The following is a 21,585-nucleotide window of genomic DNA, read 5'->3' as shown; positions in this document are numbered from 1 at the left end:
TTATACACGCTGGCTCGCGTGCGCAAACCGTTTAACTGCTGCGATGCTCGTCGAGCAGGGCGCTGCGGGTGGTGTCACTTTCGAGCTGGCTGAGCCACCATTGCAAGGCCCTGCCTTGGTTGATGGTTTTGGTTTGCCGCCATGCGTAGTGCAGCGGCACATTGCGTTGGGGGCGCTCGGTTTTTTTCACGACCAAGCGACCGGTTTGGATGTAGGCGTCTGCCATGCAGCGGGGCAGATTGCCGCCACCCAGGCCACGCAATTGGGCATCGAGTTTGGCGTGCATGGTGGGTACGGTGAATACGTCCTGCCCGCTGAGCAGTCCAAAGGTTTGGCCCGCCCCGCGTTGCACCGAGTCGGCCACTGCAACCGCCCGGTGTTTTTGAATCAGCTCATCACTCAGGGGCTCCGGGGTTTGCGCGAGCGGGTGGTGTGGAGCGACGGCATACACAAAATGCAAGTTGCCCAGCGGTTTGCTGTGCACACCGGCCGTGCGCGCCGAGTCCGCCCCAACGCCGATAGCCAGATCTGCTTGACCGGTGGTGAGTGCCTCCAAGGTGCCGGAGAGAGTTTCTTCCCGCAGGCGGATGCGGGTCGGCGGCGACTGGCTGAAAAAGTTGTCGCACAGTTCCATCATGATGGGTTTGGAGATGACTGTGTCGATGGCGATGGTGAGCTGCGGCTCCCAACCGGTGGCGACCCGCTTGACCCGGTTGGCGACGGCATCGATCTCCTCCAGCAAGCGTGCACCCTCACGCAGCAACTCGGCTCCGGCGGCGGTGAGTTTGGCCTGGCGCGAGCTGCGGTCATACAGCAGCACGTCTAACGCGTCTTCAATCTGTCGCACCCGGTAGGTCAGGGCGCTGGGCACCATGCCCATGTCCCGGGCCGCAGCGGCGAAGCTGCCGGCCTCGGCAATCGTCTGCAGCATAGAGAGCGCATCAGGGGTGAGGAAGTCGCGTGCCGTTTGCATGGTCGATGCCCTTAAGTTGAGTTTTTTTGAATGATGCCATCAAACGGTATGGATGGAAAAGGCCTAGCCGAGGCCTAAAGTTCAATCCATACGAAACCAGAGGCACTTCACATGTTGACCGTACGCAAATCGCAGGACAGGGGCTACGCCGACCACGGCTGGCTCAAGTCTTTCCACAGCTTTTCGTTCGCCGGGTACTACGACCCCGCGCACATGGGGTGGGGTAATCTGCGGGTGATCAATGAAGACCGCATCGCGCCTGGCACCGGCTTCGGTACCCACGGCCACCGCGATATGGAGATCATCAGCTACGTGATGTCCGGCAACCTGGCGCACAAAGACAGTATGGGCAACGTCAAAGGCATTCCGCCTGGTGATGTGCAGCGCATGAGTGCCGGTACGGGTGTGACGCACAGCGAGTTCAACCACGCGCCGAACGACACCACCCACTTCTTCCAGATCTGGATCGAACCCAATGTGACCGGCATTCCCCCCAGCTACGAGCAAAAAACCTTTGCTACTGAGGACAAGCAAGGCACCTTGAAGCTGGTGGCGTCACCCGATGGTGCGGAGGGCAGTGTGCTGATCCATGCGGACGCCAAGTTGTACAACGGTTTGCTGGACGGTGCTGAAACGGCAACCTTGGCGCTAGACCCCGCCCGCAAAGGCTATGTGCAGGTGCTGCGCGGTTCGGTGTCGGTGAACGGCACGCCCTTGCAGACGGGTGATGCCGCCTTGCTGAGTGCTGAAAGCACCTTGGTGCTGGACGCGGCGCGGGACGCCGAAGTCCTGGTTTTTGATCTGGAAGCCTGATTTTTTCGGGTGTCCGCACTGTGCGGATGCCTTTCTTTGAGTCTTTTTACCTAGGAGTTAACAAAATGGCAAAAGTAGCAGTTGTATTCCATTCTGGTTACGGTCACACCCAGCGCGTAGCGCAATTCGTGGCTGAAGGCGCGAGCGCCGAGCTGATCACCATCGACGCCAATGGCGACATCACCGATGCCCAGTGGGCCACGCTGGATGCGGCAGACGCCGTCATCTTCGGCTCCCCCACTTACATGGGCATGGCCTCTTGGCAGTTCAAGAAGTTTGCTGATGCATCCAGCAAGCGTTGGTTCACCTCCGCCTGGAAAGACAAGGTCGCTGGCGGCTTCACGATTTCTGCCAGCCCTAGCGGCGACAAGCTGTCCACTATCCAGTACTTCATCACCCTGTCCCAGCAGCACGGCATGATCTGGGTCGGCCAGCCTGCCATGAACGACGGCACCATCAACCGGATCGGTTCCAACTCCGGCGTGATGGCCCAAGTCGGCCCCACCAGCCCAGCGGAAGACATCCCCCAAGGCGACTTGGACACTGCCAAGGCCTACGGCGCACGCGTGGCTTCCATCGCTGCCAAGTTGAAGGCATAAAGCCGCTTGCAGGCCTCCGCGGCCTGAGAGCAAAAAGCCCGCTTCAGCGGGCTTTTTTGTGGGCGCTTGGAAAGTGCGTAAGCTGTGGGCTCTCAGACTATCGGAGTTCCATTTTGATGATCCGTTTTGCTACGAAATTCATAGCTTCTTGCGTAATATCTGCGGGCGCTATTGCGCCTTTTTATGTTTATTCGCAGACCGACGCTTCGGCGTTCAGCGCCATCAGCGCCATGCCAGTGGCTTCAGTCGTCGGTGCGAGCGCCGGCGCGGTGATCGCCATTCCTGTCGCGTTTTCAACCGCAGGTGCGGTGTTGGTGGTGAAGAGTGTTGAGACCTCGACCAAAGGCACGGTTTATCTGCTCGAGCGGGTGTCGGACGGCGCGCGCGCCAGTGTGGAGGTGTCAGGCAAAGCGGCCTCCGGCGCTTCCACCGCCGTGGGCACTTCCGTGTTTGTCAGCGTGATCAGCACCGGCGTAGTGTTGTCGGTGGCGGGCAAGGCAATTGCATTTGTCCCGAACGAAATCGGCAAAGCACTGCTGCACAACGAACGCGTGAGCCAGTGAGCCGCCTTATTTACCTGCAGCGATGGATGGCGGCAGGAGCGGTCGCCCTGTCGTGTGCCGGCCAAGCGCAGGCAGGCCGGACTTGTGATGAGCCCCAGGACCTGACGCCCGCCAAGGTGGACAAGTCCATGACCTTGGCCTGGAAAACGCTGCAGGCGTTGGATGCCAACGGTGCCAAGGTGGTGGTCATGGCTCGCGCCGGGCAGGACCTGAGCAAATACGGTGTGCGCTACTCGCATCTTGGGTTTGTGTACCGGCAAGATACCCCCGATGGCGGGCATGTCTGGCGCGTGCTGCACAAACTCAATATGTGCGGGACGGCGGAGTCGGCGATTTACCGGCAAGGGCTCGGGGAGTTTTTTCTGGACGATCTCTGGCAACACGAGGCGGCCTGGGTCGCGCTCAATCCGCAAGCAGAGGCGTCATTGCTGAAAGTGTTGCTGGATGGGCCGCGGTCCTTGGTGTTGCACGAGCCGCGTTACAACATGGTGAGCTACCCGTGGTCTCAGAAGTACCAGCAGAGCAACCAGTGGGCCATTGAAACACTCGCACTTGCGATGACGGCGGCCAGCACCGAGCCTGTGACCAGCCGCACGCAGGCGCAGGCTTGGCTGCAGCGCACCGCCTATCAGCCGACGACCCTGACCATCACGCCACTGGTGCGCCTGGGAGCCCGCATGACGAAAGCCAACGTGGCGTTTGACGACCATCCGGACGAAAAGCGCTATACCGACCGTATCGAGACCATCACGGTGGACTCGGTGTTTGCTTGGCTCAAGCGCGCCAATCTCTCCGCTGGCGCCCCCCAGGTGCAGCGCTAGCGGCTCAGGCTTCGCTGCTGCTTTGCAGGCCGGTGGCCTGCAGATCCGCGCTCAGAGCCCGACGCTCGTCGAACACAAAGCAGCCGCCTTGGTAGTGGCTGCCGTCGGTCTCTTCAAAGTACTTGAGGATGCCGCCTTCGAGCTGGTAGACGTGTTCCAGACCTTCTTCGCGCATCAGGATGGCCGCTTTTTCGCAGCGGATACCCCCGGTGCAAAAGCTCACCACGGTTTTGTCTTTGAGTTCGTCCAGATGGGCGCGGACGGCGTCCGGAAATTCGGTGAACTTGGTGATACGCCAGTCGATCGCACCCTCAAAAGTGCCTTCATCGACTTCAAAGTCGTTGCGCGTATCCAGTGTGACCACCGGGCGACCGTTGTCATCATGCCCCTGATCCAGCCAGCGCTTGACAGTAGCGGGTGCTACCGCGGGCGCGCGCCCGTCAGCTGGCTTGATGGTGGGGTGGTTCATGCGGATGATTTCACCCTTTACCTTGACCAGCATCTTCTTGAACGGCTGGGTGTCTGACCAACTCTCCTTGGGCGCAATATCTGCAAACTGCGGGTCTTGCTGGAGCTGGGTGACAAAATTGCGCACATCGTCTGCCGGACCGGCGAGGAACATATTGATCCCTTCCTCGGCCAGGAGAATAGTGCCTTTGAGCTGCAAGGCCTGCGCCCGGGCCAGTAAAACCTCGCGCAAGGCCGAGGCATCCGGAAGCGGGACGAATTTGTAGGTGGAGATGTTCAGTACGGTGTTCACCGTCTGATTTTAATTGCCCGGGTTCGGGTCTTACGCATCCGGCAGTTGGAGCTGGACTTTGATCCACTGTTTGGCGCTCTGGCTGTCAGCAAAAACGCGGGAGGCGATCACACCGTCCAGCAAGTTTTCAAACCGGCTACGCAGTAAAGAAGCGCCTTCCACGTGCGGCGCAATCACAAAGGCCACTGCTTGGAGATTCGAGCCAGCCGGGCGGTTGGCGTAGTCCGCGCGGGTTTGGGCATAGATGTCCGGCCCGTAGACCAGCGTGTCGTGCATGTGGTTAATGATGCCCCAAGGGCCCGCCGCGTTCAGGGTGGGAACTTGCGCCCTCATTTGGGCCGCTATCAGAGCCCGCATTTCGGCATTCCAGTCGCCGTGCATGTGGGCAATCAGCATGCCAGGGGCTAGCTCTACCAGAGCGGATCCATGCGGACTGAATAGACGGCGGCCCACGGGGTTTGAGGGACTTTTCCCGGGTTGGAGATGCGTAGCCCGCATTGTGGCGCAGATGCAGACCCTTCCCCTAAGTCTGCCGCCAATCGAAAACTACAATGAACGGATGTTTGTACAGCTGCGCCTTCACACTGAGTTTTCTGTCGTTGACGGAACCACCCGCATCGACGATGTCATCAAAATGGCGGCAAAAGACGGGCAGCCCGCGCTGGCCATCACCGACCTGAACAACCTGTTTGGTGCGATCAAGTTCTACAAAGGTGGCCGTGGCAAGGGGGTCAAGCCTGTCATAGGCGCAGAAATCATTCTCGAGGGCTTGGGCGGCGATGCCACCGCCGTGACCCGCATCATTTTGCTGGTGCAAAACAAGCAGGGCTATTTGAATATCTCGGAACTGATTGCCCGTGCGTTCACACAGAACGTGGTGAAGAACCAGGCCGTCATCAAGATGGCGTGGCTCAAAGAGCTCAACGAAGGCTTGATTGCGCTCTCAGGCGCACAAGCCGGACCAGTGGGCCAAGCGCTGGTGCAGGGCGACACCGCCCGTGCGCACGATGTAGCACTGCAGTTGGCGGGTGTCTTTCCGCACCGCTTTTACATTGAGCTGCAGCGCGCAGGCCGCGCGGATGACGAGGCGCATGTGGTCGCCGCCGTCAAGTTGGCCGCCCGCATGAAGTTGCCGGTAGTGGCGACCCACCCCATTCAATTTGCGGAGCAGGACGACTTCGAAGCCCACGAAGCACGTATCTGTATTGCCGATGGCGAGATCCTGAGTAACCCCAAGCGTGTGCGCCGCTTCACCCGCGAGCAATATTTCAAGAGCGCAGCCCAAATGGAGGCGCTGTTTGCCGATATTCCCTCGGCAATCGCCAACACGATTGAGATCGCCAAGCGCTGCAGCCTGACGCTGGTGCTGGGCAAGCCGCAGTTGCCTGCCTTCCCGACCCCTGAAGTCAACGGGCAGCGCATGACGCCCGAAGAGTATTTCCGCTACGCCTCGTTTGAAGGGTTGAACGAGCGTATGGTGCACCTCTACCCCAACGAGCAAGAGCGCGCGGCTGAGATGCCGCGCTACGTGGAGCGCTTGGAGTTTGAGTTGGGCACCATTTTGAAAATGGGTTTCCCGGGCTATTTCCTGATCGTGGGTGACTTCATCAACTGGGCCAAGAACAACGGCTGTCCGGTGGGCCCGGGGCGCGGCTCCGGTGCCGGCTCGCTGGTGGCGTATGCGCTCAAGATTACCGATCTGGACCCCCTGCGCTACAACTTGCTGTTTGAGCGATTTTTGAATCCTGAGCGGGTCTCCATGCCCGACTTCGACATCGACTTTTGCCAGACTAACCGGAATTTGGTGATCGACTATGTGAAAGACAAATACGGCAAAGACGCCGTGAGCCAGATTGCCACCTTCGGTACGATGGCTGCCCGCGGTGTGGTGCGCGATGTGGGGCGCGTGCTGGACATGAGCTACACCTTTTGCGACGGCATCAGCAAGCTCATCCCCAACAAGCCGGGCACCAACGTGACCCTGCAGTTGCCGCCCACCGATGGCAAGAAGAGCGATAAATACGTTTATGCCACCGAGGCCGAGCCGATTCTGGCGGAGCGCGAGGCCAAAGAAGAGGACGTGAAAACCCTGCTGGAGATGGCCCGCAAGCTCGAGGGCATGACCCGCAACATCGGCATGCACGCCGGGGGCGTGTTGATCGCGCCGGGCAAGCTCACCGACTTCTGCCCGCTCTACCAGCAGCCCGGCAGCGAGTCCGCGGTGAGCCAGTATGACAAGGACGATGTGGAAGCCATCGGCTTGGTGAAATTCGACTTTTTGGGCCTGGCCACGCTCACCATTTTGGAAATCGCGGCCGAGTTCATCCGCAAGCGCCATCCGGGTCAGGAAAAGTTCGCCTACGAAAACCTGCCGCTGGACGATGCCAAGGTCTACAAGCTGTTCAGCGAAGGCAAAACGGAGGCGGTGTTTCAGTTTGAAAGCCGCGGCATGCAGGGCATGTTGCGCGACGCCAAGCCCAGCCGCCTGGAAGACCTGATTGCCCTGAACGCCTTGTACCGCCCGGGGCCTATGGATCTGATCCCGAGTTTCGTGGCGCGTAAACACGGGCGCGAAGTGGTGGAGTATCCGCACCCGGCAGTGGCCGAGATGCTGTCCGAGACCTACGGGATCATGGTGTATCAAGAGCAGGTGATGCAGACCGCCCAGATTCTGGGCGGCTACTCACTCGGCGGCGCCGACTTGCTGCGCCGCGCCATGGGCAAGAAGAAGAAAGAGGAGATGGACGAGCACCGGGGCATTTTCCGCGCCGGTGCATTCAAGACCCACGGCATCCCCGAAGCGAAGGCCGATGAGGTGTTCGACTTGATGGAAAAGTTCGCGGGCTACGGCTTCAACAAGTCGCACGCGGCAGCTTACTCCTTGCTGGCCTACCACACCGGCTGGATCAAGGTGCACTACACCGCCGAGTTCTTCTGCGCCAACATGACGGTGGAAATGGATGACACCGACAAACTCAAGGTGCTGTTTGAAGACGCCGAGAAGATGGGCCTGAGCTTTGAGCCGCCCAACATCAACCGCGGTTTTTATCGTTTCGAGCCGATTTCGAACAAAGAGATTCGCTACGGGCTGGGTGCCATCAAGGGCACCGGCGAGCAAGCCATTCTGGCCATCGTGGCTGCGCGCGAGGGCAGGGGCCCGACCGAAGAAGCCGGCCCGTTCAAGAGCCTATTTGACTTCGCCCGCCGTGTCGACCGCAGCCGCCTGAACAAGCGATGCGTGGAAGCGCTGATCAAGGCGGGGGCTTTCGACTCGCTGCACCTGAACCGAGCAGAGTTGGTCGCCTCTATGGATCGCGCGTTTGAGTTTGCCGCTGCATCCGCGGCCAATGCCAACCAGCATGGCTTGTTTGACATGGGTGGGGACGATGACCATGGCTCCAGCACGCAAGAGCCTGATTTGGTGAAGGTCACGCCTTGGGGTGTGAAGGAGCAGCTCACCCAGGAGAAAACTGCCGTTGGTTTCTACTTGTCTGGTCACTTGTTCGACGAAGTTGCCACCGAGGTCCGCAAATTCGCCCGCCGGCCGATCGAAGAGCTCAAAGACTCCCGCGAGCCCCAGTTGCTGGCTGGCATCGTGACCGAGTTGCGGGTAATCAACGGGCAGAGGGGCAAACTTGCGCTGTTCAAGCTCGACGACAAGTCCGCCATGATCGAGGCGCGCGCCAGCGAGGCCCTGCTCAATACCTACAAAGACTTGCTGAAGGACGATGAGCTCATCATCGTGGAAGGCAAGGCCATGCCGGACCGCTTCTCGGGCGGCATGCAGCTGACGGTGCAGCAGGTGTGGAGCCTGGAGCAGGCACGCTGCAAGTTTGGCAAGTACCTGCGGGTGCCGGTGAAGCTCGATGCCCAGAGGCGTGCGCCCGATGTGGCGGCATTGGTGCGGGAGTTTCCGGCGGTGCGCGAAACCACGGAACATGGCGAAACGGTGCGCGGCCTTTCAGTTCGGCTGCAATTGGTGTGCAGTGCGGCTGGCGCCCATCCGGTGGAGCAGGCAGCGGCTGATTTGCATCTGGGCGAAGCTGCCAAGTTTTACCCCACAGACGCGGCCCTTGCGAGCTGGCGTGCACAGGCCAATGGGGGAGTGGCAGCGATCGCCTACGACTGATTTTTGGTGAAAAAGGCTGCTGGCGCCCTAGATCATTGAGCCAGTAGCTATCAAAATCAGAGCAGAACTGAGCAGATTAAGGGCCGACCAAGGTCTGCGGCGAGATTATGATGATCATCGGCGACCAAACCTTGCCGTCGTCCAGCGGCAACTTGCGGGTTTTATCGATTGCATTTTCGGCCGCGTCATCCCAGCCCTTGTTGCCGCTGCGTTTGATGACGCGCTTGCTCAAGATTTCACCGCTTGCGCTCAGGCTCACTTCAATCTCAGTTTTGGGGTTGCCAACAATCGTGTCGGTGAACGTGATATTGGGTTTGACTGCCGCCTGAATGCGCCCCCTGTAGTTCGCCCCGTGGCCTGAGCTCCTCGCAGCGGTACCGGTGGAGCGTGGCGCACCGCTGCCGCTGGCTCCCGCCAGACCGGTCATGCGGGCGATTTGCTGCTGGCGCAGCTCTTCGGTGCGCTTGGCATCTTCTTTGGCCGCTTTTTGCGCCTTCAGTTTCGCGGCGTCGGCCAGTTTGGCTTTGTCTGCTTTTTCTTTCGCCTCGCGTGCCGCTTTCTCTTTGGCGAGCTTTTCCTTTTCCAGCTGTTCTTTCTCGCGCAACTGGGCACGGGCTTTGTCTTGCTTGTCTTTGGCCGCTTTTTCCAGAGCCTGCTTTTCGAGCTCGCGTTTTTCCTGGGCTTTGCGTGCTTCTGCCTTTTGCGCTTGCAATTCCTTTTGCTTTTCTTCGGCGATACGTCGCTCTTTTTCTTTGGCCAACGCGATGTCAGCCTTGCTCGGGGCTTCCGGCTCTGCGGGTTTCACCACGGGGGGCGGGGGAGTCGGCGTTGGCTTGGGGGCTGGCTCAGGCTCGGGTTCAGGCTCTGGCGGCTCTTCCGGCGGCGGCGCCGCCTCTTGCGGAATCGCAGACCACAGCTCAGCCTCTACGGTGGCGGGCGGGAGTTCGCGTTTCCAGGCCACACCAATCGCCAGCACCGCCACCAGCGCCGCATGGGCCACCAAGGCCATGACCAGCGCGCGCAACATGCCCGGTGTGTGGGGCGGCGCAAATTCCTGTCGGGTATCAGCAGCGGGCATGGTGCAGGTTGGGGACTCAGTTGGCCAGCTGAACGGACAAGCCGACCCGCTGAATGCCTGCGCGCTGCAAGGTGTCCATGACTTTGACCACGCTCTCGTATTTCACGTTCTTGTCGGCACTTACTACCACTGCCGAGTTGGCTGGTCCAGCCCCGTCGCCCGTGCCTTGCGCCTGCTTAACGGTGGCGGCCAGGTCTTTGAGTGCCACAGACGAGGTTTTCTCTTTCACTTTGACCTCGAGCGACTCGGTCTTGGTCAGGGTCACCTGGATGATCTGGTCAGGCTGGCGCGATGCCTTGCCCACGCTGGGCAAGTCAATCACGCTGGGGGTAATCAAGGGTGCGGTCACCATGAAGATGATCAAGAGCACCAACATCACATCGATGAAGGGCACCATGTTGATCTCGTTGATCGTGCGGCGACCACGGCCACGTCCGGCGACAGCAGGCATGTTGATTCCTTGTGCGGCTTAGCGGGCTGCCGGCGCAGGCTGGGCGCTCACGTTGCGTTGCAAGATGTTCGAAAACTCTTCGATGAAGGTTTCTTGCTGGATGGCGATGCGGTCCAGGTCGCGGGCGAAGCGGTTGTACGCCACTACCGCCGGAATGGCTGCAAACAGGCCGATGGCAGTCGCCACCAAGGCCTCTGCAATACCGGGCGCCACGGTCGACAAGGTCACTTGTTGCAAAGAGGCCAAGCCGGTGAAGGCGTGCATGATGCCCCAGACGGTGCCGAACAGGCCCACATAAGGCGACACCGACCCGACTGATGCCAGAAAGGACAAGTTGCTCTCGACCTCGTCCATCTCACGCTGGAAGCTGGCGCGCATCGCACGGCGTGCGCCGTCCATCAAGGTGCCCACATCGCTGACACGGCGCTCGCGCAGCTTTTGAAATTCGCGCATGCCGCTGGCAAAAATACGCTCCATCGGGCCACAGGTCTGGGCATTGCGACTCGCTGCGTTGAACAGATCATTGAGGCTGGAGCCTGACCAGAAGTCGCGCTCGAAAGCTTCGTTTTGGGCTTTGATGCGTTTGAGCGAAAACAGCTTGCGGAAGATGGCGGCCCAGCTGGCGATCGAAACCAGCATCAACAAGGCCATGACGGCCTGGACCACGATGCTCGCGTTCAGGATCAGGTGCAGGATGGAAAGGTCTTGGTTCATGGTGTGAGGGCTTAAACGGATGTGAGCATCGCACGCAAACGCTGGATGACTGTTTCTAATTGTTGCATCGAGCTGGCGGTCGAAAAGCGGACAAACTGGGCCGTTTGCGCTGTGCCGAAGTCTCGACCGGGCGTGATTGCAACATGGGCACGGTTCATGACTTCAAAGGCAAACTCCCAGCTGCTTTGGAGTCCGAGTCGCGCGCAAAGTTCCGAGCAATCAGCCCACACATAAAAGGCTCCGTCGGGCTCCACCGCAATGCTGAAACCCAAATCACGCAGGGCCGGAATGAAATAGTCGCGACGCGCTTTGAACTCGGCGCGGCGGGCCTCGTAGAGTGCAATGCTGTCCGGCTCGAAGCAGGCCAGTGCCGCATGCTGGGCGATGGTGCTGGGGCAGATGAACAGGTTTTGGGCCAAGCGCTCAATGACTGGCACCACGTCTTGCGGAACCACCATCCAGCCCAAGCGCCAACCCGTCATGTTGAAGTACTTGCTGAAGCTGTTGATGCTGATGACCTGGTCATCCAGCGCCAGCGCAGTGTGACCGAACTGGTCGTCATGGCTGAGTGCCAGATAGATCTCGTCGATCATGGTGATACCACCCTTGGCCTGCACTACCGCATGGATGCGGCCCAGCTCGTCGGGGTGAATCGAGGTGCCTGTGGGGTTCGATGGCGAAGCCAGCAGTACACCGCGTGTGCGCGGGCCCCAAGCACCCTCCACTTTCGCGGCGCTGAGCTGGTAGCGCTCGTCGGCCGATGTTTCTATCAGTACAGCCTTGCCCTCGGCGGCACTCACAAAATGGCGATTGCAAGGGTAGCTGGGGTCCGGCATCAAGACTTCGTCGCCCGGCTCGATCAGGGCCAAACAGGCCAGATGCAGGGCTGCTGAGGCTCCTGCCGTGACCACGATGCGCTCCGGCGCCACTTGCACGCCAAAGCGGCTGGCGTACCAGGCACTGATGCGCTCGCGCAGGGCAGGCAGGCCGGTGGCCGCGGTGTATTGGGTGACGCCATCGCGAATCGCCTGTTCGGCGGCCGCTTGCACCAAGGGCGGCGCTGTGAAGTCGGGTTCCCCGATATTGAGGAATACCATAGGCGCATCGCTGTGCGCCACTTGTGCAGCTAGGGCAGAAGCTGCCTTGGCAACCTCCATCACATAAAACGGCTCAATGTTCTGTGCGCGTGAGGAAATGTGCATCGTGGCGTTTGTGGGGTCAGGCAGCGGGTTTCTTGTTGCGTTCGGCGTCGATTTCTACGGCACGCAGCTGGGGGGCAATGCCGTTGAGCACGCCGTTCACGTATTTGTGGCCATCGGTGCCCCCGAATTCTTTGGCAAGCTCGATGCACTCATTGAGCACCACGCGCCATGGCACATCGAGGCAATGCTTCAACTCGTAAGCACCAATCCACATGATGGCGTGTTCGACCGGCGAAATCTCGGCCATTGGACGGTCCAATGCCGGAATGATCAGGGCGTCAAGCTCTTCCGCTTGGGCAACGCAACCGTGCAGCAAGGCATCGAAATGCACAGCGTCCGCTTTCGCGAAACCGGCCAGGTCACGGGTGAACGGGTCAATATCGTCGACCGCATTGCGGCCCACCAGGCTTTGGTAAAGGCCTTGCAGCGCAAATTCGCGGGCGCGGGTGCGGTTGGATTTACTACCTGCTTTGCGGGCGCCAGTAGTGGTCAGACCGGTGCGGCTCTGACGGGGAGGGCGCTTGGCCGCGGAGGTGCTGGGGGTATCGCTCATCAGATGCTCTCCAACAGGTTGGCCATTTCGACGGCGACTTGGGCGGCGTCGCGCCCCTTGTCGGTCTGGCGGGCTACGGCTTGTTCGAGGTTCTCGGTGGTGAGAATCGCATTGGCCACGGGGATCTGGTAGTCCAGCGATACGCGGGTCACGGCGGAACCGGATTCGTTTGCTACCAGCTCAAAGTGGTAGGTTTCGCCGCGGATGATGCAGCCCAGCGCGATCAGCGCGTCGTAGGTGCCTTTTTCAGCCATGGCTTGCAGCGCCACCGGCACTTCCAAGGCACCGGGTACGGTGACATGGTCAATGTCTTTCTCAGACACGCCCAGAGCCAACAATTCGGTTTTGCAGGCGTTGGCCAGTGCATTGGTGATGTCCGCATTGAAGCGGGCCTGCACGATGCCAATGTTGAGTTTCTTGCCGTTCAAACGGTCAGAGGCTGCGGTGCCTTTGTCTGCGCCAAACATGGGTAATTCCTTTATTCGAGTTATTTGCTGATGTAGCCGGTGATTTCGAGGCCGTAGCCGGTCATGCTGGGCATGCGGCGCGGGCTTCCCATGAGTTGCATTTTCTGCACACCGCACTTGAGCAGAATTTGGGCGCCGATGCCGTAGGTTCGCAGGTCCATGCGGCCCCGTTCGGGCGCTTGCGATGCGCGCGCGGTGCCTTCAAATTGGCACAGCAACTGCTCGCCGCTTTCGCCGCAATTGAGGAGCACCACCACGCCTTTGCCTTCAGCGGCGATATAAGCCAGAGCAGCATCCAGGCTCCAGGAGTGCATGCTGCGGTTGACTTCCAATGCGTCCAGCACCGAGAGCGGCTCATGCACACGCGCAGGGACCACAGTGCCGGCGTCCCACTCGCCCTTGACGAGCGCGAGGTGCACGCCTTGTCCGGTGCTGTCTTTGAATGCGTGGGCGGTGAATTCACCGTACGCCGTTTTCATGGTACGGCTGCCCACGGGCTCGATCAGCGATTCGACACGGCTGCGGTGTTCAATCAGGTCGGCGATCGTGCCGATTTTCAGGCCGTGTTCGGCTGCGAACAGCTGCAAGTCGGGCAGACGGGCCATGGTGCCGTCGTCTTTCATGATCTCGCAGATCACGGCCGAGGGGCTGCAGCCGGCCATGGCCGCCAGATCGCAACCGGCTTCGGTGTGGCCTGCGCGCATCAGCACGCCGCCGTCCACCGCCTGCAGCGGAAAAATGTGGCCGGGTTGCACCAGATCGGTCGCCACCGCGTTTTTCGCCACCGCGGCTTGCACGGTTGTTGCGCGGTCTGCGGCAGAAATGCCGGTGGTCACGCCTTCAGCGGCTTCAATCGACACGGTAAACGCGGTGCTGTACACGGTGCCGTTGCGTGCCGCCATCGGGGGCAGCTTCAGGTGCTCGCAGCGTTCGCGGGTCAGGGTCAGGCAGATCAGGCCACGGCCGAAGCGGGCCATGAAGTTGATGGCTTCGGGCGTAACGTGGTCCGAGGCGAGAACCAGATCGCCTTCGTTTTCACGGTCCTCTTCATCCACCAGAATCACGATGCGGCCGGCGCGCATGTCGGCCACGATGTCTTCAACGGGGGAAATGGATACGGGGGTGAGGGCGGTCATGCAGAAGGGCTTTCCAAATGTCGTTCTATGGCGGGGGCCCTGAGGGATGCGGCGCTCCTGCCGGATGCTCGGTGCCTCAGTAATAACCCCCGATTATCGCCGCTTTCGACCGGATGGTTGCGGGTCAGGCGCAGGGGCTAACCGCAGTAGGGACTTCAGTCCAGCGAGGCGCTCCAGCGCTCGTTCCAGCCGGTTTGCAGGGCACGCCGGTCGCGCTTGGTAGGGCGGCCCCCTGCAATCGTGTGGGCGGGCTCCGGGCTTAAGCGTTGTTGTTCTGCGACCGTTTGACGGTCGCGCACGCTGTCAGGGGTTTCTGCATACATCAGTTGCGCCACAGGTGCCGGGCCGCGTTGCTCACTGATGAGCAGCACTTGCACGACTTTCTTGACCTTTCCTTGCCAGATCGTCAGGGTATCGCCGGCCTTGACCTCTTTGGCGGGTTTGACGTCCCGGCCTTCCCACTGCACCCGCCCGAGTTGGACTTCATCCGTGGCCAGCGAGCGGGTTTTGAAAAAACGTGCGGCCCACAGCCACTTGTCGATCCGGGTGCTTTGCATGCGAAAACTTCAGCTGAGATAGAGCGGCAATCGTACACAAGCATCCAGTCCGGTGCAGGTGTCCCCTGAATACCGGTTGTTCAGCTGGATGGTTCCCCCCAGCGCGAGCACCATTTCCCGCGTGATTGTGAGCCCAAGGCCGGACCCCGAGTGGGTGCTTCCGGCCGCAAATGGCTGAAACAACCGCATGCGCAGGGCATCACTGATGCCGGGCCCGCTGTCCGAGATCGTGAGTTGTGCCCAGTCACCATCTCGCTGCAAGCGGATCATCAAGTCGCCGCCCTGCGGTGATAGGCGCACGGCGTTGTGCAGCAGGTTACGAATGGTTTCCCGCAGCATCCATTCGTGGGCCATCACCGGACAGGGCTCGGTCACGAGTTCGAAGTCGAGGTCTTTTTCACCCACCAAGGCCGACAGATCCAGCGCAATGGTCCGCACCGGTTCCGCCCAGTCCATGGCCGCAAAGTCTTGTTGTTGGCGCACTTGTTCCACTTTGGCCAGCGAGAGCATCTGGTTGGCCAGTTGGGTAGCCCTGTCGACCGTTGAGGCAATTTCTTTCAGCCCGTCCTGGGCGGCTATGTCGCCCCGCAGTGCGGATTGCACCTGCACCTTGAGCACCGCCAATGGGGTCCGGAGTTGGTGCGCCGCATCACGTACAAAGCGTTTCTGGTGGTCCAGCAAGTGTTGCAGCTTGTGCATCACATGGTTGGTCGCCACTGCCAGCGGCTGAATTTCCAGCGGCAATTCGCCGGCAGGCAGGGCGGTCAGGTCATCTTCGCTGCGCTGCTCCAGCTCCTCGCTCAGCTGCCGCACCGGGCGTGTGGCACGGTCTACGACCAGCAGCACCACCGCGGTAATGACCGTGATCAGAATCAGCTGCCGCCGGAGTGTGTCCAGCAAAATTTGCCGAGCCAGGGTGTGGCGCAGCTCAAGCGTCTCTGCCACCTGCACCATGGCCATGGTGCGCTCTCGCCCGCTGGCTACTGGCTGCAGCAGCACTGCTACACGCACCGCATCGCCCCGGAAGGTGTCGTCGTAAAAATCTACCAAAGCGGCATAGGGGCCCTGCTGGGGCAGTTGACCCGTCCAGACCTTGATGTCTTGCTCGCCATCGACCCATTGGCCTTTGGCGTCAGACACCCGGTAGCTCATGCGGCTGCGGTTGTCTGCCTCAAACGCTTCGAGCGCAGAGTAGGGTACTTGCGCTCTGAGCCGCGCATCCGCACCTCGCCCCTCAATGTCCAACAGTTCGCCGATGGCTTTTGCGGAGGCGAGCAGAGTTCTGTCATAGGCCGTGTTGACGGCGGCCAGCGCCTGCCGGTAAAGGCTGTAGGTGTCGACCAAGACAAACAACAATATCGGAATCAAGATGCCCAGCAGCAGGCTCTTGCGCAGTGAGGGTGCAGAGCGGCGGGCCGCCATCTCAGTCGGCCTTGAGCAAATAGCCAAGCCCGCGCAGGGTAACCAGGCTGACCCGCATGGCGGTGAGCTTCTTGCGCAGGCGGTACACCACCACTTCGATCGCTTCAAACTGAACATCCACTTGGCCGGGAAACACAACTTCAAATAAGCGTTCTTTGCTGACCGCATGGCCCGGGCGCAGCATCAGGGCCGTCATCAGGCCCAACTCCCGAGGGGTCAAGTCCAACACCTCATAGCGGTGATAGATGGCGCCGCTGTTGCGGTCCAGCCGCAACTCTCCGACCAGCAGGTCACTGCTCTGCGGTGTCGGGTTGTCGGCATTGCGGCGATGCAGGGCGCGTATGCGGGCTTCCAGCTCGTCGAGATCAAACGGTTTGGGCAGGTAATCGTCGGCACCGGCATTCAGGCCCAGTACCTTGTCGCCGACCGTTCCGCGCGCAGTCAAAATCAAAACCGGCGTGCGCAGGCCGCTGCGGCGCGCATGCTTGAGAACGTCGAGCCCGTCCACGCCCGGAAGGCTCAGGTCGAGCACCACCACATCGGGCTGGAGCGTGTTCCAGTGGGTGAGCGCTTGTGCACCATCGCTGCAGACATCCACCCGCATTTGTGCACGTACCAGGCTGCGTTGCAGGGTGGTGAACAGGGCGGGATCGTCTTCGATCAAGAGTAAATGCATGGCTAGAGCAGGGTGCGAATTACGGGTTTCCCCTAGGGAATTTGGACAGCCGTTTGACAGCCACGGCCCGCATCATAGGCCCTACCAATAACCACAGGAGACCTCCATGCGTCGCGATACTTTCCTCAAATCCATGGCCGTGATGGCTGCTGCCGGTGCTCTGCCTTTGTCGGCACGTGCAGCCACCAATCTGAAAATGATGCTCCCCGCTAACCCCGGCGGCGGTTGGGACGGCACAGGCCGCGCCTTGGGCAAAGCACTGATCGACGCCAAGCTGGTGGACACTGTGCAATACGAAAACAAGGGTGGCGCAGCCGGCGTGATCGGTCTGGCCCAGTTTGTGAACTCCGCCAAGGGCGACCCGAACGCCATGATGGTGATGGGCGCGGTGATGCTGGGTGGCATCATCACCAGCAAGCCTGCTGTTGGCTTGGACAAGGTGACCCCGATCGCCCGTATCACCAGCGAATACAACGTGTTCGTGGTGCCGGCCGACTCTCCGCTCAAGACCATGAAAGACGTGGTCACCCAAATGCAAAAAGACCCTGGCAGTGTCAAGTGGGGTGGCGGTTCGCGTGGATCCACAGAGCACATTTGTGCCTCCATGCTGGCGACCAAGGTCAACGTAGACCCCAAAAAGGTCAACTACGTTGCGTTCCGTGGCGGCGGCGAAGCCACTGCGGCTATTTTGGGCGGTAACGTGACGATTGGCGGGAGCGGTTACAGCGAGTTCGCTGAGTACATTGCCGCGGGCAAGATGCGCGCTATCGGGGTGACATCCGAGAAACGCCTGCCTGGCATCAATGTGCCGACCATGCGCGAGCAGGGCTATGACGTGGTGTTGGGCAACTGGCGCGGTGTGTACGGCGCGCCTGGCATCACCGCCGAGCAGCGTGCTGCACTGACCGACCTGATCATCAAGGTCACCAAGACCAAGGGCTGGGCTGACGCCCTGGAGAAAAACCAGTGGACCCCTGCGGTGTTGACCGGCAAAGCGTTTGACGAATTTGTGGACAACGAGTTTTCCAGCCTGCGCGGCGTGATGCACCTCTCCGGAATGCTTTGATGAGCCAGGTCGTGAAAGCGCGGCAAGAAGCCGCCGTCGCAGTGGGCGTGCTGCTCCTGGCCCTTGGGCTGGGTGCTGGCGCATGGGTCATTCCCTCAGAAGCGGGTTACGCCGGTATCGGCCCTGACTTTCTTCCGTGGGTGGTGTCTGTGGCTTTGCTGCTGTGCAGTGGTTTCTTGCTGTGGGAAGTCCGTAAGGGCGGCTTTCTCGACATGGAAGATGACGAAGACAGCGAGCCCGCCTTCTGGCCCGGATTTATCTGGATGTCGGTGGGCTTGCTGGTGAATGCAGCGTTGATCACCACCATAGGGTTCATCTTCAGTTGCGCCCTGTGTTTTGTGTTGGCATCGCGGGGGGCGCGCCTGGCCCAAGGCCAGGTCTTGGGCGGTGCCCGCACCTGGATCACGGATATCGTGGTCGGTCTGCTGATCTCGGCACCCGTGTACTGGATGTTTACCAAGTTTCTGGCCATCAGCTTGCCAGGTTTGACGCAAAGCGGATGGTTGTAATGGAAATCTGGAATCAACTTCTTCAGGGGTTTGCGACGGCGGGCACCCCCGTCAACCTATTGTGGGCATTTGTAGGTTGTGCACTCGGCACTGCCATTGGCGTGTTGCCGGGCATCGGGCCTGCTACGGCGGTGGCGATGTTGCTGCCTATTACGACCCAGGTGGAGGCCACTGCCTCCATGATCTTTTTTGCCGGCATTTACTACGGTGCGATGTACGGTGGCTCCACCACCTCCATTTTGCTCAACACGCCGGGCGAGACCTCCAGCATGGTGACCGCCATGGAGGGCAACAAGATGGCCAAGAGCGGGCGTGCAGGCGCTGCGCTGGCAACAGCCGCTATCGGCTCGTTTGTGGCTGGCAGTATTGCAACCGTCGTGGTTACTTTATTTGCGCCGCTGGTAGCGGAATACGCCGTCAAGCTCGGCCCGCCCGAGTATTTCTGTTTGATGCTGTTGGCGTTCACCACCGTCAGTGCGGTGTTGGGGCAGAGCACATTGCGCGGGTTGACCGCTTTGTTTGTGGGCTTGGCCATCGGCTTGATTGGCATGGACCAGATCACCGGCCAAACCCGTTACACCGGCAACATGCCCGAGCTGCTCGACGGCATTGAAATTGTGTTGGTAGCGGTTGGTTTGTTTGCGGTGGCTGAGGCCCTGCACTATGTACTCTTCGAGGGCAAGGTGGTCGAGACTGAAAACAAGCTCAGCCGTGTCACCATGACAGCGCGGGATTGGAAGCGTTCGATCCCCGCCTGGATCCGTGGCGCGGCGATTGGTGCGCCTTTCGGCTGTATTCCTGCCGGCGGCACAGAGATTCCTACTTTCTTGAGTTACGCCACAGAAAAGAAGCTTGCCAAAGGCGACGACCTGGCGGAGTTCGGTACCAAGGGTGCCATCGAAGGTGTGGCTGGCCCAGAAGCTGCCAACAATGCCACGGTGACCACCGCCTTGATTCCCTTGCTCACGCTGGGCATTCCTGTGTCGAATACCACCGCAGTGCTACTGGGAGCTTTCCAGAACTACGGTATCCAACCCGGGCCACAACTGTTCACCTCCTCGTCGGCTCTGGTTTGGGCATTGATTGCGTCATTGTTCATCGGTAACGTCATGCTGTTGGTGCTGAATTTGCCGATGGTGGGCTTGTGGGTCAAGTTGCTGAAGGTGCCCAAGGCCCAGCTGTACGCCGGCATTCTGATTTTTGCCACCGTGGGCACATACGGTATGCGCCAGAGCGCCTTTGACTTGGTGCTGCTCTATGTGGTGGGGGTCATGGGCTTGGTGATGCGTCGGTTCAATATTCCTACGGCGCCGGTGATTGTGGGCATGATCCTCGGGCCTTTGGCAGAGGCGCAGCTGCGCAACGCCATGTCCATCGGCGAAGGCAGTGCCATGATCTTCCTGCAGCGCCCCATGTCGGTGACACTGCTAGTGGTGGTGTTGAGTGTGTTGGTCTTGCCACGGGTGCTCAGGCACTTTCAAGGCAAGGCCCAGCGCTTGGCTTCGGTATAAAAAAGGGTGCTAGCCCAAATTTAACGTGCGGGTGTAGCTATACTTTTAGTAGCAAAAAAGGGGCGCCCCGGCGCCCCTTTTTTTGTTGCGGCGGATGCTAATCTTCTCGTATGGCTAATTCAGTGATTTCATGGGTGCTGCGGCAGGGATTAGGCGTGGGTCTGCTCAGCCTCGGGGTGCTCTCATCGGCGCGGGCGGACACTACGTTGGTGGCCGTGGCTGCCAATTTTTCCGGAACGGCGCAAACCATTGCCAGCGACTTCAAGCGGATGAGCGGGCACACCGTGACCCTGGTGCCGGGGGGCACCGGCAAGCTATACGCCCAGATCAAGAACGGCGCGCCATACCAGGTGCTTTTATCCGCCGATGACGAAACGCCTTCACGCCTAGTGCAGGAGGGTGCGGCCCTAGCGAACAGCCAATTCACCTATGCCACCGGCCGTTTGGTTCTATGGAGTCCGCAGCCCGGTGTAGTCGACGCGCCGGGCACGGTGCTCGGCGCTGCTGGTTTGCGGGTGGCCATGGCCGACCCCAAAACCGCGCCCTATGGCGCTGCCGCCATGCAGGTGATGCAGCAGCGGGGGGTGTGGCAGGGCCTGCAAGGACGGCTGATTCAGGGTGAAAGCATCGCCCAGACCTACCAATTTGTCGCAAGTGGTAACGCGCCCATGGGGTTTGTTGCGCTCTCCCAAGTGATGAGGGATGGGCGTTTGGCGGATGGCTCTGCGTGGCAGGTGCCCGTCCACTTGCACCAGGCTTTGCGTCAGGATGCGGTCCTCCTCAACCCTGGGCAAGGCCAGGCAGCGGCCTTGGCTTTTTTGGCCTACCTGCGCACTGAGCCGGCCCGCCGGGTGATGCGTGCGGTGGGCTATGAGTAGCAGCATGCCAGTGGCTGCCTTTCCGCTGTCTGCGGACGATTTTTCGGCCATCCGGCTCACTTTGGAGCTGGCCAGTGTCACCACGCTTGTGTTGCTGTGTGTGGCTACCCCGTTGGCCTGGTGGCTGGCCCGGTCCGGCTCTTGGTGGAGTCGCGCTGTAGGGGCACTGGTGGCCATGCCTTTGGTGTTGCCACCGACGGTATTGGGTTTTTACCTGTTGGTGAGCTTGGGGCCACAGGGGTGGGGTGGTCAGTTCACCCAGTGGTTGGGTATCGGTCTGCTGCCATTCACTTTTGCGGGACTGGTGCTGGGCTCGGTGATTTACTCCCTGCCGTTTGCGGTGCAGCCATTGCAGAATGCGTTTGAAAGCTTGGGGCCGCGCCCTCTGGAGGTCGCCGCCACACTGCGGGCATCTCCTTGGGATACCTTCTGGCATGTGGTCCTGCCGCTGTGCCGCCCCGGGGTGGTGAGCGCTGCGGTGCTGAGCTTTGCCCACACGGTGGGCGAGTTTGGTGTGGTGTTGATGCTGGGGGGCAATATCCCCGAGAGCACCCGGGTGGTGTCCACCCAAATTTATGGCCATGTGGAAGCACTTGAATACACCCAGGCGCACTGGTTGTCGGGGGGCATGGTGCTGTTTTCTTTTGTGGTACTGCTAGCACTGGGGTGGCTCAACCCGCGTGGCAGCCGTTTGCGGACTTGAGCGC

General features: G+C 60.5%; 23 protein-coding genes. 10 read left to right on the top strand and 13 right to left on the bottom strand.

Annotated features, from left to right (window positions below; genetic code table 11):
• Positions 1-31: 31 nt before the first annotated feature.
• The gene (locus U5L73_RS12985; protein WP_322562739.1) at positions 32-973 is read right to left on the bottom strand and encodes a LysR substrate-binding domain-containing protein; all 942 of its coding nucleotides are present in this window, start codon (positions 971-973) and stop codon (positions 32-34) included.
• 111 nt (positions 974-1,084) lie between these two features.
• Here U5L73_RS12985 and U5L73_RS12980 point away from each other — a divergent pair, with 111 nt between their 5' ends.
• From U5L73_RS12980 to U5L73_RS12965, 4 genes are all read left to right on the top strand, one after another.
• Positions 1,085-1,786 carry a pirin family protein gene (locus U5L73_RS12980; RefSeq protein WP_322562738.1) on the top strand — a complete coding sequence of 234 codons (702 nt, stop codon included), beginning with the start codon at positions 1,085-1,087 and terminating at the stop codon, positions 1,784-1,786.
• Positions 1,787-1,851: 65 nt separating this feature from the next.
• Complete coding sequence (locus tag U5L73_RS12975) at positions 1,852-2,385, top strand: flavodoxin family protein (protein WP_313877766.1); 534 nt, start codon at positions 1,852-1,854, stop codon at positions 2,383-2,385.
• Between the two features lie 116 nt (positions 2,386-2,501).
• Positions 2,502-2,948: a hypothetical protein gene (locus tag U5L73_RS12970; RefSeq protein WP_322562737.1), complete on the top strand. Its 447-nt coding sequence runs from the start codon at positions 2,502-2,504 to the stop codon at positions 2,946-2,948.
• 26 nt (positions 2,949-2,974) lie between these two features.
• Complete coding sequence (locus tag U5L73_RS12965) at positions 2,975-3,769, top strand: DUF2145 domain-containing protein (RefSeq protein WP_322563511.1); 795 nt, start codon at positions 2,975-2,977, stop codon at positions 3,767-3,769.
• A gap of 4 nt (positions 3,770-3,773) precedes the next feature.
• Here the strand turns inward: U5L73_RS12965 and U5L73_RS12960 are convergent, their stop codons facing one another.
• Positions 3,774-4,529 (bottom strand): sulfurtransferase, encoded by a 756-nt coding sequence (locus tag U5L73_RS12960; protein WP_322562736.1) that lies wholly within the window; start codon positions 4,527-4,529, stop codon positions 3,774-3,776.
• 30 nt (positions 4,530-4,559) lie between these two features.
• Positions 4,560-4,982, bottom strand: coding sequence for a hypothetical protein (locus U5L73_RS12955; protein WP_322562735.1), 423 nt, complete (start codon positions 4,980-4,982; stop codon positions 4,560-4,562).
• Positions 4,983-5,088: 106 nt separating this feature from the next.
• On the opposite strand from U5L73_RS12955, the gene dnaE reads away from it, so the two are divergent.
• Positions 5,089-8,658 (top strand): DNA polymerase III subunit alpha, encoded by a 3,570-nt coding sequence (dnaE, locus tag U5L73_RS12950; RefSeq protein WP_322562734.1) that lies wholly within the window; start codon positions 5,089-5,091, stop codon positions 8,656-8,658.
• 76 nt (positions 8,659-8,734) lie between these two features.
• Here the strand turns inward: dnaE and tolA are convergent, their stop codons facing one another.
• From tolA to U5L73_RS12900, 10 genes are all read right to left on the bottom strand, one after another.
• Positions 8,735-9,736, bottom strand: coding sequence for a cell envelope integrity protein TolA (gene tolA, locus U5L73_RS12945; protein ID WP_322562733.1), 1,002 nt, complete (start codon positions 9,734-9,736; stop codon positions 8,735-8,737).
• A gap of 16 nt (positions 9,737-9,752) precedes the next feature.
• A complete protein-coding gene (locus U5L73_RS12940; protein WP_322562732.1) occupies positions 9,753-10,187 on the bottom strand; it encodes an ExbD/TolR family protein in 435 nt (144 codons plus the stop codon).
• Between the two features lie 18 nt (positions 10,188-10,205).
• Positions 10,206-10,901, bottom strand: coding sequence for a protein TolQ (gene tolQ / locus U5L73_RS12935; RefSeq protein WP_322562731.1), 696 nt, complete (start codon positions 10,899-10,901; stop codon positions 10,206-10,208).
• A gap of 11 nt (positions 10,902-10,912) precedes the next feature.
• Positions 10,913-12,103, bottom strand: coding sequence for a pyridoxal phosphate-dependent aminotransferase (locus tag U5L73_RS12930; RefSeq protein ID WP_322562730.1), 1,191 nt, complete (start codon positions 12,101-12,103; stop codon positions 10,913-10,915).
• A 16-nt stretch (positions 12,104-12,119) separates the two neighbouring features.
• Positions 12,120-12,656 carry a transcription antitermination factor NusB gene (nusB, locus tag U5L73_RS12925; protein ID WP_313873356.1) on the bottom strand — a complete coding sequence of 179 codons (537 nt, stop codon included), beginning with the start codon at positions 12,654-12,656 and terminating at the stop codon, positions 12,120-12,122.
• Positions 12,656-13,123, bottom strand: coding sequence for a 6,7-dimethyl-8-ribityllumazine synthase (ribH, locus tag U5L73_RS12920; RefSeq protein WP_313873355.1), 468 nt, complete (start codon positions 13,121-13,123; stop codon positions 12,656-12,658). Before ribH ends, nusB begins: the two co-directional genes overlap by 1 nt.
• Before the next feature lie 20 nt (positions 13,124-13,143).
• Complete coding sequence (ribBA, locus tag U5L73_RS12915; RefSeq protein WP_313873354.1) at positions 13,144-14,259, bottom strand: bifunctional 3,4-dihydroxy-2-butanone-4-phosphate synthase/GTP cyclohydrolase II; 1,116 nt, start codon at positions 14,257-14,259, stop codon at positions 13,144-13,146.
• Positions 14,260-14,414: 155 nt separating this feature from the next.
• A complete protein-coding gene (locus tag U5L73_RS12910) occupies positions 14,415-14,816 on the bottom strand; it encodes an RNA-binding S4 domain-containing protein (RefSeq protein WP_322562729.1) in 402 nt (133 codons plus the stop codon).
• Between the two features lie 9 nt (positions 14,817-14,825).
• Entirely contained in the window at positions 14,826-16,238 is a 1,413-nt protein-coding gene (locus U5L73_RS12905; protein ID WP_322562728.1) for a sensor histidine kinase, read from the bottom strand.
• A gap of 1 nt (position 16,239) precedes the next feature.
• Positions 16,240-16,914, bottom strand: a complete 675-nt coding sequence (locus tag U5L73_RS12900) for a response regulator transcription factor (RefSeq protein ID WP_322562727.1) — start codon at positions 16,912-16,914, stop codon at positions 16,240-16,242.
• A 106-nt stretch (positions 16,915-17,020) separates the two neighbouring features.
• Between U5L73_RS12900 and U5L73_RS12895 the strand changes: the two genes are divergently transcribed.
• The 5 genes from U5L73_RS12895 to modB all read left to right on the top strand — a co-directional run bounded on the left by U5L73_RS12895 (position 17,021) and on the right by modB (position 21,581).
• Positions 17,021-17,980, top strand: a complete 960-nt coding sequence (locus tag U5L73_RS12895; RefSeq protein WP_322562726.1) for a Bug family tripartite tricarboxylate transporter substrate binding protein — start codon at positions 17,021-17,023, stop codon at positions 17,978-17,980.
• Positions 17,980-18,489, top strand: coding sequence for a tripartite tricarboxylate transporter TctB family protein (locus U5L73_RS12890; protein ID WP_313880330.1), 510 nt, complete (start codon positions 17,980-17,982; stop codon positions 18,487-18,489). Before U5L73_RS12895 ends, U5L73_RS12890 begins: the two co-directional genes overlap by 1 nt.
• Positions 18,489-20,000 (top strand): tripartite tricarboxylate transporter permease, encoded by a 1,512-nt coding sequence (locus U5L73_RS12885; RefSeq protein ID WP_322562725.1) that lies wholly within the window; start codon positions 18,489-18,491, stop codon positions 19,998-20,000. The genes U5L73_RS12890 and U5L73_RS12885 overlap by 1 nt, the downstream gene beginning before the upstream one ends.
• Positions 20,001-20,110: 110 nt before the next feature.
• Entirely contained in the window at positions 20,111-20,878 is a 768-nt protein-coding gene (modA, locus tag U5L73_RS12880) for a molybdate ABC transporter substrate-binding protein (RefSeq protein ID WP_322562724.1), read from the top strand.
• Positions 20,879-20,882: 4 nt separating this feature from the next.
• Positions 20,883-21,581, top strand: a complete 699-nt coding sequence (modB, locus tag U5L73_RS12875) for a molybdate ABC transporter permease subunit (RefSeq protein WP_322562723.1) — start codon at positions 20,883-20,885, stop codon at positions 21,579-21,581.
• Positions 21,582-21,585 lie beyond the last annotated feature (4 nt).

Origin of the sequence: Rhodoferax sp., assembly GCF_034520025.1 — a bacterium.
Classification (GTDB): domain Bacteria; phylum Pseudomonadota; class Gammaproteobacteria; order Burkholderiales; family Burkholderiaceae_C; genus Allorhodoferax.
The sequence above is the reverse complement of the archived record's forward strand: the minus strand, read 5'-3'. Positions and strand labels throughout refer to the sequence as shown.